Genomic DNA, 11,285 nt, shown 5'->3' with positions numbered 1-11,285 from the left:
GAGCGATTGACGTCTTGTGAGTAAATCTTCACAACGCGCCACACCGAAAAAATTTTGGGAGCCGGAGATGTTGGACAAGGCGTTGGCAACCGTTTCGCGTCGCACGAGCATGAAATTGTCGTCCGGCGTCGCATTGGCAACGCTTGCAGGGCCATGGGCCAGGGCCGAAACCCCCAGGTCCGCAACGCTCTCGGCCGATCTTCGCGATCAGCCGTTCGATGCCGATTGGCAGTTTTCTCTCGGCGACGGCGACGATTTCGCGCAGCCCGCCTTCGACGATCAGGCCTGGCGCAGGATCGACCTGCCCCATGACTGGAGCATCGAAGACCGCCTTGCCGATCAGAGCTTGGTCAACGCCGAAATCCGCGATGTCGATACGGCCCCGATCGGGCAAACGGTCAAAGCGCCGCCACGCGCGATCGGTCCGTTCAACGCGGAATTTTCGATCCTGGGCGACTCGATTGCGAGCGAAGGCGGCGCACAGACCGGCTTCACCGTCGGTGGCATGGGTTGGTACCGCAAGCATTTCCGTCTGCCCGCGCTCGTTCCCGATGCACGGGTCGAGATCCTGTTCGACGGAGTCTACATGAATGCCGAGGTCTGGCTGAACGGGGTTCAGCTCGGCAACCATCCTTATGGCTATACCCCGTTCGGATTCGACCTGACGCCGCATCTCGACCACACCGGCGACAATGTGCTGGCCGTGCGGGTGGCCAATCTTGGCCGCAACAGCCGGTGGTATTCGGGATCGGGCATCTATCGCCACGTGCGCCTGTCGATAACTGGCCCGGTACGTTTCGAACGCTGGGGTGTGAGGCTGTCGACGCCCTCTGTGTCGGCCAGCACCGCGTCGGTACAAGTGCGCACTGTGGTCGCAGGGCCGGTGCCGGGGACCATGCTGGTCACGCGGATCAAGGACCCGGCGGGCAAAGTGGTCGCCGAAACCCGTGTGCCGGCCAGCGACGGCCAGGCGCTGCTATCGGTCAACGCGCCCCGCTTGTGGTCGCCCGCAACACCGCAGCTCTATCATGCCGAATGCGAATTGCTGTTGGCAGGCCAGTTGGTGGACCGCATGGTCACGCCCTTTGGCATCCGCCATGTCGAGATCGACGCGGCGCAGGGGCTGCGGATCAATGGCGAGCCGCACAAGTTGCGCGGCGGCTGCGTGCATCACGACAACGGCCTGCTTGGAGCGGCCGCGCTCGACCGGGCCGAGGGGCGCAAGGTCGAACTGCTTAAGGCGCGCGGCTTCAATGCCGTGCGCACCTCCCACAATCCCCCCTCGCCGGCGTTCCTCGATGCTTGCGACCGGTTGGGCATGCTGGTTCTCGAAGAAGCATTCGACACCTGGCGCGTCGGCAAGAATGTCGATGACTACAATATCTATTTCGACGGCTGGTGGCGCAAGGATCTGGCCGCGATGGTCGGCCGCGACGGCAACCACCCCAGCGTCATCATGTGGAGTATCGGGAACGAGATCGCCGACAAGCACAAGCCGCAGGGTATCGCGACGGCCAAAATGCTGCGCGACGAATTGCGCCGGCTCGATCCGACACGCCCGATTACCGAAGCGATCGACGGGGTCGCCGGCGCGCCGGTAACTAGACCCGACGGCACACCTGACCAGGATGCCACCCAATTTCTCGACGTCGCCGGGTACAATTACAAATTGCGCGACTATGAACGCGACCACGCAAAATTCCCGCAGCGGGTGATGTTGGGCACCGAAAGCCTGCCGGCCGATGTCGATGCAATCTGGCGACTGACCGATCGCAGCCCGTGGCTGATCGGCGATTTCGTGTGGACCGCGATGGATTATCTCGGCGAATCCGGCATCGGCAAATCCGATACCAGCGGCAATCCGCTGGAATTCAGCAGCAAGTACCCGTGGTTCAATGCCAATTGCGGAGATATCGACGTGATCGGCCAGCAGAAACCGCAATCGCTGGCGCGCGATGTGGTGTGGGGTTTGAGCCCGCTGGAACTAAGCGTGCACCGGCCGCTTGATGGCCAAATCGAGCGCGTGTCCATGTGGGGCTGGCGCGATGAATTGCGGAGCTGGACCTGGCCGGGCGCGGAGGGCAAAGCGGTCAATGTCATCGTCTACACCCGCGCAGACCGGGTCGAACTGACTCTCAACGGCAAGATCGTGGGCGAAAAAGCGATGACCGATACCGACAAATCGACCGCACAATTCGCGGTGGCCTATGCGCCGGGCACTCTGACCGCAACGGCGTTTCGCAACGGCCGCGCCATCGGCAAACGCGTGCTCGAAACCGCCGGGCCAGCGGCTGCGCTGCGATTGCAGATCGACCGCGCGCAGGTTCGGGCCGATCGCGGCGATCTTTGCTATGTGACCGCAGACATTCTCGATAGCGCAGGCCGACCGGTCCCCGACGCGGTCCATGTGCTGGACGTGAAACTGATCGGTCCCGTTGAGCTCGCGGCGTTCGGCAACGCCAACCCGCGCGGCGTCGGCAGTTTCCGGCAAGCGGTGGCCAAGACCTGGCATGGCAAGGCCCTTGCCATCGTTCGTCCCACAGGCGAACGGGGCGCGGCAGCGGTGACTGTCAGCAGCGCCGGTCTGGCCCCGGCCATGGCCCGCCTGCGGATCGGATAAGCGCAAGAGGCACCAGGCAAGGATCGCGGCGCACTCCCAGTCGTCTCGTGCATGGCGCGCTCCACCGGATTTCCTTGATTATCGTAACGATACGGACCATAAATTACGCAATAACAAGATACGCTGCCCGAACCAGAGGATGAATGCGGTTTTCAAGCTGGTGCACATGCGCCGGCTGTCGGATATCGCCCAAAGGACCAATGCGCCATGACATCGAATCTCTATCCCCACTTGCTTGCCCCCGGCCGCATCGGCACGCTGGAGCTTCGCAATCGCATCGCGGTTACCGCCATGGGGGTCAGTTTATCGGAGGATGACGGCACGGTCGGCGAGCGGCTGATTGCCTATCACGAGGAACAGGCCAAAGGCGGCGCGGGGCTGATCATTTCCGGGGTCGCCGGGGTCGCCTGGCCGGTTGGCGCAGTGGCAGTGGGGCAAACCGCGATTTCGGACGATCGCTATATCCCCGATCTGCGCCGCCTGGCCGACCGCGTTCATGCCCACGGTGCCAAGATCGCGATGCAATTGCACCATGGCGGGTTTGTCGCGGTCTATTCGCACGCACGCTGGGGGCATCCGCTCTGGGGCCCGGCTGTCCCGCCCGAGGCCAAGGGCAATTTCACCGATTATTTCCTGATGGAAGAAATGGCCGGGCTGGCGGGCATGAAAGTGCCCGAACTGAAAATTCTGGACCAGGCCGATATCGATTTGGCGGTCAGCCAATATGCCGCCGCCGCACGCCGCGCCAAGGCCGCAGGGATCGACGGCGTCGAAATTCATGGCGGACACGGGTATCTGCTGTCCTCGTTCACATCGCCTTATACCAACACCCGCACCGACGCCTATGGAGGCATCCTCGAAAATCGCCTGCGCGTGACGCTGGAGGTCATTGCGGCCGTCCGCGCCGAAGTCGGACGCGATTATCCGGTGTGGCTCAAGCTCGATTCGCGCGAAATAGGCAAACCCGGCGGGATCACGATCGAGGATGCCCAGGAAGCGGCCAGACTGGTTGAAGCGGCAGGGGTCGATGCGATTACCGTCACCGCTTATCACGATACCGGCGTGGGCAAGCTCCATTCGGAATCGAACATTCCCCATATCGAAGACACCAACCTGCCCGCCACTGCCGCGATCAAGCAAGTCGTCTCGATTCCGGTGATCGGGTCGGGCCGCATCGAAGTCGCCACTGCCGATGCGACAATCGGCAAAGGCGGCGCCGACTTCATCGCCATGGGTCGCAAATTGCTGGCCGATCCGCAGTTGCCTGCCAAATTGATGCGTGGCGAACCCGACACGGTTCGCCCCTGCATCTATTGCTACACCTGCGTCAGCGCGATCTACATGGGGCAACCTTCGCGGTGCGCGATCAACGCTTCGCTGGGGCAGGAATATCTCGGCACGCCGGCAGCGGCGCCTTCCGGCGCGGTGCCGATCGGCGTGATCGGCGCAGGCCCTGGCGGAATGGAAGCGGCGCGCCAATTGTCCGCGTTGGGCTACAAGGTTGTGCTGTTCGAAAAATCGGACCGTCTGGGCGGAACGCTGCGCTTCGCCAGCCTGGCCTATGAACCAAACGAACGCTTGCTCGAATGGTTGCGGCGCCAGGTGCGCGAAGCCGGGATCGACGTGCGCCTGTCGACCCTGGCCACGCCTGACATGCTGCGATCGCTCGGTATTGCCACCGTGGTGGTCGCCACCGGCGCCATCCGGGGCATGCCGCCAATCCCGGGCAATGATCAGGCGCATGTCTATTCGGGCGATGACTTGCGCGGCCTGATGCTGGGCGAAAGTTCGGACGAATTGAAGCGCAAGACCGGGATGTTCACCCGTCTGGCAACCAGATTGGGCGCGGCCACCGGCGCCACGGCCAATCTGGCACTGGTGCGCAAGGCCACCCACGCCTGGATGCCGCTGGGCCAATCCATCGCGATCATCGGTGGCGAACTGGTCGGGCTTGAACTCGCCGAATTCCTGACCGAACGCGGTCGCACCGTGCAGGTGATCGAAGCAGCACCGCGCCTGGGCAAGGGGCTGACGCTGGTGCGGCGCATGCGGTTGCTGGCGGAACTGGCAGAACACGGCGTCGGCCTGTACGGCGGCACCAGCGATGTCGTCATCGAACCGGCCAGCGTCAGCTTTGCCGATGCCGCCGGTCAACGGCAAAGCGTTGCGGCGGACAATGTGATTGTCGCGCGCGGGGCGCAAGGCGACATGTCATTGGCCGAAAGCCTGGAACACGCGGGCTTCGTCGTGCATGCGGTGGGCGATATGCGCGGCGTTGGGTATATCGAAGGCGCGATCCATAGCGCCAACGAAGCGGTCCGTGCCATCGCTGGGACATGATCGTCCAAATTCGCGCCGGGCGCCAGGATCCAGACCGTGCCCGGCTGGACCTGTTCGTTCACCCGCTGATCGTATAACCGCCGTCCACCGCCAGCGTCTGTCCGGTTATCCCGCTTGCCGCAGGGCTGGCAAGGATTGCCACGGCCCCGGCAATGTCATCGGCCTTACCCAGTCCGCCAAGCGGTGTTCGCGCCAGCGTGGGCGCGGTCCACGCATCCTGCGCACGCCGCGCGCTGCGTTGCGCTGTTTCTTGACGGTGCCTGCAAACCCTGACCCACGCAAGGCAAAACCGGTGGCTCCCCGTGTTTACCTATCCATGGGCCGCAACCCGATCAGTCACAAGCGAACCACACAGCGGAAACCGATGTGGCTCGTCGACGTGTCGACGCTCTGGGCCTGCCTCGCCGCGGGCCGGTAGCGTTGGCAATAATTCGGTGCACACAAGTGTGATCCACCCTTGATGACGCGCCTGGCGATCGGCATGGGCAAGAGCGGATCGTAGCTATCCTGCTCGCAGCCGCCGCGCGGGTTTTTCGGGACACAGCACGATTTGGCAGGTTTTGCGATTGGCGCCCCCTGCTCGTACCAATCTGCCGTCCACTCCCAGACGTTGCCGATCATGTCATGCAGGCCGTAACCGTTGGGCGGAAACGAGCGCACCGGCGAGGTTCTCTCCCATCCGTCAAGCAAGCGGTTTTCATGCGGGAACCTGCCCTGCCAGTAGTTGGCGAGCATGCGCCCCTGCGGTGCCAGTTCATCTCCCCAGGCATATTCAACGCCCTCCAAGCCTCCGCGAGCCGCACATTCCCATTCGGCTTCGGTGGGCAGAGATTTGCCGGCCCACTCCGCATAAGCCTCCGCGTCCACGGCGGCGACATGACAGACCGGGTGGTCTTCCAGTCCCGCGATCGAACTGCCGGGCCCGAGGGGGTGCCGCCACTGGGTGCCATGCGCGAATCGCCACCAGCGAGACGGATCGCGCAATCCGGTGGGTTCCATGGGCTTTTCGAAAAGCAGCGAACCCGCTCGCGCCATTTCAGCCGGCATGCCAGGATAAAGCGAAGGATCGGGCGGGATTTCGGCAAACGTCACATAACCTGTCGCACCCACGAAATTGGCAAAATCCGCATTGGTCACGGGGATCTCGTCGATCCAGAACCCGGTTATGGCCACTTTGCGTGCAGGCCGCTCTTCGGGATAGAACCGGTTGGAGCCCATTGTGAATTCGCAGTCCTGAATGAAGCGCATGCGGTCGCGCGCGGCCTTTGAGTGCGGATCATCGACGGTCATCTTTGCGTTTCCCAGTCCCGTTACGCTGGGCCGCACACCCATGACCCTTGGTTTTGTAGGAGTAATACGATAGCCCATGGCAGGCTGCCACTCCGTTTCGAATACGAAATCCGGACGCACCAGCATATCAGCGCAAAGGAGTGTCGGAGAGTGGAATTTTCACGCAGGGACGCGATTGCGGCCGCATCGGGCGCGCTTGTCGCAGGCATGGCGACGAGCGCCGCAAACGCGGCGCAGCCCGGCAACATGACAGCGTTGCCGAACATTGTGTGGATCGTCAGCGAAGACAATAATCCCTATCTGGGTGCTTATGGCGATACGCTGGCCCATACTCCCAACCTTGATGCTTTGGCGAAAAAAGGCGTGTTGTATCGCAACGCCTTTTCCAACGGCCCGGTGTGCGCAACATCACGTTTTGGTATCCTGACCGGGGTCTATGCTGAAAGCTGCGCCCCGGCGCAGCACCACCGCGCGATTGCTCACCTTCCCAAAAACCTGAAAACCTACCCGCAATATCTGCGCGAGGCCGGATATTACTGCGTCAACAATGGCAAGGAAGATTGGAACTGCGACGCGGTCGGCAAGGAAATCTGGGATGAATCCGATAACCGCGCGCAGTGGTACAAGCGCCCGGCTGGCAAACCGTTCATGGCGGTTTACAACGATTTCACCACGCATGAATCGCAGCTTTTTTTCGAGACACCGGGCCGGGTAAAGCCCGAAGATGTCCGTGTCCCCGATTATCTTCCCGATACGCCGGAGGTGCGGCAAGATATCGCCAGCTATTACAACCGCATCGAAATCATGGACAAGAATTGCGGCGATCGGCTCGCGCAAATCGAGCGCGAAGGCGTCGCTGACGATACCATCGTTTTCTATTATTCGGACAATGGTGGTGTTCTGCCGCGCAGCAAGCATTTCGATTACGACGAAGGCTTCCGAACCGCGCTTATCATTTACGTTCCGCCCAAATGGCAACACCTGGCGCCTGCTCCGGCAGGTAGCGAGGTCACCACCCCGGTGAGCTATATCGATCTGGTTCCGACGCTGTTGTCGCTGATCGGGCAACCGAAGGCGGCCCATATGCCGGGGCGCGCGTTGCTGGGCCCCTATCAGGGAGCACCCGAGACGTTGGCGTTTGGCAGCCGCGACCGGATGGACGAGCGCTATGATTTCGTCCGATCGGTCTGTGATGGCCGGTTCCGCTTTATCCGCAATTACAATCCGGATCGTCCCTGGGGCATCAACGAGGCCTACGCCTGGTTGATGAAAAGTTACCAGTCGTGGGAAAGCGGGCATTTGGCAGCAAGGCTGAACACTGTGCAGGACAGGTTCTTCCAGACAAAGCCCTACGAGGAGTTCTACGACCTCCACGAGGATCGCGACGAGGTCCACAACCTGATCGGCGATCCCCGCCACCACAGCCGGATCACCGCGATGCGCAGTGCGCTCGATCGGCATATGCTGGAGATCAACGACAATGGCTTCATTCCCGAAGGCGCGCCGGAACAGGGCTATTTTCCGAGCCGGGATCGGGCCGTCTATCCGCTCGAAGCCTTGATGGTGCTAGGCGAACGCGCGTCGCAACGCCGGGTCGCCAACTTTGCCTATTTCATGGCGAAACTGGCGGACAACAATGCGCTGGTCAGGTATTGGGCCGCAAACGGCATGCGTGGTCTGGGCCAGGCTGCTGCAAATGCCCGCCCGGTGCTGGAGAAGATGGCAGCGGGCGACCCATCCGTTCACACCCGCATTTCGGCCGCCCATGCGCTGGCGGCCGTCGGCGCCAGCAGCGAGGGTGTTGCGCAATTGATCGCTATCCTTGAGAGCCTGCCTGCTGCTAACGCCAATATGCCCATGCGCCTGCAGGTCGTGGATGCGCTGACATTGATCGGTGAACCGGCACGCGCGGCGCTGCCCTTGCTGCGCGTTTACGCATCCGAGCATTTGCCTCCGGCAGGCGTGGGCATTGACGATTATGTCGCGTTGGCAAGCCGCTATCTCGTCGCCAGGCTCGACGCCACCTACAAGCCTGAAACGCCGATATACACGTCCTGGCCGACGTTCAAATTTCCGCCGCCGCCGCTCTGACGCGATCGGACAGCGCGGCCGACAAGGATAGCGCGGTGCAAGCCTGGGAGCGTACCGGGGACATGGAACATCTGGACGGTTGACCAGACATATTATTCGGCCATACAGAGTGTATAGTCGATAAGCTTTGGAATTCGTGCAAATGGCACAAGGCTCCATGATGGAGGCAAAATCTTTGCTCAAGCCCGCATTGCGCCGGTCCGCGTTTCAGGAAGAACAGCGTCGTCTTACCCGTCACGCAATCTGCACGGCCGCGTTGGCCGTTTTTGCGCAAAACGGCTTTGCTGGAAGTGCAATCGAGCCGATCCTGCTCGGTGCAGGTGTTAGTCGTGCGGCATTTTACAGCCATTTTGATAGCAAGCTCGCGGTCGTCTATGCGATTGCAGAAGATTTCGAGCCGCGCTGGTTACCCGTATTCCAGCGTCTAACCGAATTGGGCGACCCGACCCTGGCGGACTTGGTCGAATGGGCCGAAAGTTTCCTCGATGTGCATCGCTCCAACATCGCGACCTGCAGCCTGCTGACCCAGATCGCGGCGATCGACCGGCACCTTTATGCTCTGATTGCGCGACAGAGGGACGAACTGATTTCCATGTTGGGGCAGCATTTTCCCGCATTTGCTGATGCACGGACATCGCCGAGACGGTTGCTGGAGGCCAGAATGCTGCTGTGGCAGGTCGATCAGATCTGCTTTCGCGTCGTCAATCGCGATTTCACCGATTGCGAGAGCGCCGCGCCGCGCGTGATCGCCGGTCAACTGCTCGATTTTCTGCGCCAGTCGCAAACACCGCGGTCCGGCACATAGCGTAAAACAAGAGGGTCAAAGGACGTGGAGAGAGACCTGCAAGGCAAGATCGCCTGGATCACAGGCGGCGGATCGGGTGTCGGCCAGGCCGTCGCGCGGACGCTGGCGCAGGCCGGCGCCCATGTTTATGTCAGCGGTCGTCGGCTTGAGCCGTTGGCCGCGACAGTGGCACAGATCGAGGCGCAAGGCGGACAGGCCAGCGCCATCGTCGTGGATGTCGCGCAGCCCGATCCGCCGCGCGCCGCTGTCACGCAGATCATGGAAAACCATAACCGGCTGGACATCTATGTCGGAGCGGCAGGGTACAATATCAATCGGCGCCAATTCTCCAATCTGACCGCGCAAGAGGCCGGCGCCATCATCGCCACCAATTTGGGCGGCGCCTTCAACGCCAGTTCGGCGGTGCTGGTGGCGATGCGTACCGCTGGCGACGGCTTGCTCGTCCACATCGGATCTTGGTCCGGGCGCCGGGTCCGCACGTTCTCCGGCCCGGCATATACCGCGGCGAAGGCCGGACTGCTGGCGATGAGCGAATCGCTCAATCTGGAAGTCGCGCTCGAAGGGATCCGTTCAACAGTGATCATTCCGGGCGGGATCGACACGCCGCTGCTCGACAATCTGCCGATGCCGCCGCCACCGGAACAACGCGCCAGACTGCTGCGGCCCGATGACTGCGCCCAGGCGGTGCTGTGGGTTGCCCGCTTGCCCGCACGGGTGCGGATCGACGAGATCACCATCACCCCCACCATTCAGAACGTTTGACGCTGCGCTCACGCGCCAGGGATACAGCACGATGCACGATACGATCGATCTCTTCATCGACGACATGGCCGATCCGGTCATGACACCCGCTTTGCAGGCCGCGCGCAACGGTCCGGCCGACTTTCCCGACCATTTGTCGCTGGACGAATTGCTGAAACGCGCAACTGCCGAGGCCAACGGCCTGTCGGATTTCGGTGATGACGAGTTTCGCGAACGGATGACCATTATCCTGCAAAGCTGGGACGAGGATCAGGGTCTGACGCGCGGCGGACGCATCGTGCTGTTGCAGCATGCGGTCAAAGTGATGGCCAACCGGCTGATGATCGAGGACCTGGTCAAGCGCCATCCCGAAATTCTCAATATCGCAATAGACCGGCCGATCATCATCGCGGGTCTGCCGCGTTCGGGAACCACCCACCTTGTCAACTGGCTGGCGCGCGATACCCGCCTGCGCTCACTCGAATTGTGGGAAGCGGAAGAGCCGGTGCCGATGCAGCCAGCATCCCCGGGCCAGCCCGACCCCCGCATCGCCAAGACAGCGGCGCTGTGGGGCAGTTTCGGCGCGCTCGTTCCGCATCTGGCGGCGATGCACGGCATGGAGGTGAGCCTGATCGAAGAAGATAATGATTGCATGTACATGGACGGTCTGGGTCAGAATTGGGAATGGCAGGCGCGGATGCCGCGCTGGATCGACTATTATCTGGCGATCGATCGCACACCGTGTTTCCGCTACGAGAAAAAGGTGCTGCAAGTCATGACTTGGCTGCGCGGCCCCAACCGCTGGTTGCTTAAGGCACCGCATCATATGGAAAATCTGGCTCCGCTCAAGGCGGTCTTTCCCGATGCAACGATGGTCATCACCCACCGCGATCCGATCGCGGTGTTGCGGTCGCTGACCACGATGCTGGGCTATTGCGACCGCACCCGCCGCGATCCCGTCGATCCGCCCGGCCTGGCGCGACTATGGATCGACCGGATCGAGGCGCTGTTGCGCGGGTGTATTGCACAGCGCGACGCGTGGGGTGCCGACCAGTCGATCGATCTGATGTTCCACGACTATATGGCCGATCAGGAAACCGTCATGCGTCGGATCTATGCGATGTCCGGGCTTGACCTGACGCCCGACGTGGAAGCTTCGCTCGATGCTTATCTCAATGACAATCCGCGGCACAAGCACGGCAAAGTCATCTACGATCTCGAACATACTTTTGACGTCGATGTCGCGGCGTTGCGCGATCGTTTCGCATTCTATTACGAGCGTTTCCCGGTGAAATATGAGGGTTGACGCGCGCAATTCCCTTCACAGCGGCATCGGCCCGGCTGACCTCGCTCCGAATTCCGGCGATCAGGGAAAGGCACAACCATGAAGCGTTTCGA

Annotated in this window: 7 protein-coding genes and 1 pseudogene; 6 read left to right on the top strand and 2 right to left on the bottom strand. The window is 61.9% G+C overall.

Going from position 1 to position 11,285, the window contains the following annotated elements; translation table 11 throughout:
- Positions 1 to 109: 109 nt before the first annotated feature.
- On the top strand, positions 110 to 2,620 hold the full coding sequence (locus tag ACOOE2_RS04210; RefSeq protein ID WP_420381770.1) for a glycoside hydrolase family 2 TIM barrel-domain containing protein: 2,511 nt from the start codon (positions 110 to 112) through the stop codon (positions 2,618 to 2,620).
- Between the two features lie 207 nt (positions 2,621 to 2,827).
- Entirely contained in the window at positions 2,828 to 4,960 is a 2,133-nt protein-coding gene (locus ACOOE2_RS04205; protein WP_420381769.1) for an FAD-dependent oxidoreductase, read from the top strand.
- A gap of 58 nt (positions 4,961 to 5,018) precedes the next feature.
- On the opposite strand, the pseudogene ACOOE2_RS04200 reads toward ACOOE2_RS04205, so the two are convergent.
- Positions 5,019 to 5,195 (bottom strand): annotated as a pseudogene (locus tag ACOOE2_RS04200) (SDR family oxidoreductase); the annotation flags it as partial.
- 101 nt (positions 5,196 to 5,296) lie between these two features.
- The gene (locus tag ACOOE2_RS04195) at positions 5,297 to 6,208 is read right to left on the bottom strand and encodes a formylglycine-generating enzyme family protein (protein WP_420384554.1); all 912 of its coding nucleotides are present in this window, start codon (positions 6,206 to 6,208) and stop codon (positions 5,297 to 5,299) included.
- A gap of 21 nt (positions 6,209 to 6,229) precedes the next feature.
- Between ACOOE2_RS04195 and ACOOE2_RS04190 the strand changes: the two genes are divergently transcribed.
- The 4 genes from ACOOE2_RS04190 (at position 6,230) to ACOOE2_RS04175 (ending at position 11,193) form a co-directional block, all read left to right on the top strand.
- Entirely contained in the window at positions 6,230 to 8,341 is a 2,112-nt protein-coding gene (locus tag ACOOE2_RS04190) for a sulfatase (protein WP_420381768.1), read from the top strand.
- A 142-nt stretch (positions 8,342 to 8,483) separates the two neighbouring features.
- Positions 8,484 to 9,146 carry a TetR/AcrR family transcriptional regulator gene (locus ACOOE2_RS04185; protein WP_420381767.1) on the top strand — a complete coding sequence of 221 codons (663 nt, stop codon included), beginning with the start codon at positions 8,484 to 8,486 and terminating at the stop codon, positions 9,144 to 9,146.
- Between the two features lie 24 nt (positions 9,147 to 9,170).
- Positions 9,171 to 9,908 carry an SDR family oxidoreductase gene (locus ACOOE2_RS04180; protein ID WP_420381766.1) on the top strand — a complete coding sequence of 246 codons (738 nt, stop codon included), beginning with the start codon at positions 9,171 to 9,173 and terminating at the stop codon, positions 9,906 to 9,908.
- A 31-nt stretch (positions 9,909 to 9,939) separates the two neighbouring features.
- Positions 9,940 to 11,193, top strand: a complete 1,254-nt coding sequence (locus tag ACOOE2_RS04175; RefSeq protein WP_420381765.1) for a sulfotransferase family protein — start codon at positions 9,940 to 9,942, stop codon at positions 11,191 to 11,193.
- Positions 11,194 to 11,285 lie beyond the last annotated feature (92 nt).

It is taken from the genome of Novosphingobium sp., from assembly GCF_965214355.1.
In the GTDB taxonomy this organism is placed as follows: domain Bacteria; phylum Pseudomonadota; class Alphaproteobacteria; order Sphingomonadales; family Sphingomonadaceae; genus Novosphingobium.
The sequence above is the reverse complement of the archived record's forward strand: the minus strand, read 5'-3'. Positions and strand labels throughout refer to the sequence as shown.

Bases quoted from the DNA above. Each gene is read 5' to 3' on its own strand.
- ACOOE2_RS04205 (WP_420381769.1), top strand. From the start codon at position 2,828: ATGACATCGAATCTCTATCCCCACTTGCTTGCCCCCGGCCGCATCGGC.
- ACOOE2_RS04185 (WP_420381767.1), top strand. From the start codon at position 8,484: ATGGCACAAGGCTCCATGATGGAGGCAAAATCTTTGCTCAAGCCCGCA.
- ACOOE2_RS04175 (WP_420381765.1), top strand. From the start codon at position 9,940: ATGCACGATACGATCGATCTCTTCATCGACGACATGGCCGATCCGGTC.
- ACOOE2_RS04195 (WP_420384554.1), bottom strand. From the start codon at position 6,208: ATGCGCTTCATTCAGGACTGCGAATTCACAATGGGCTCCAACCGGTTC.
- ACOOE2_RS04210 (WP_420381770.1), top strand. From the start codon at position 110: ATGAAATTGTCGTCCGGCGTCGCATTGGCAACGCTTGCAGGGCCATGG.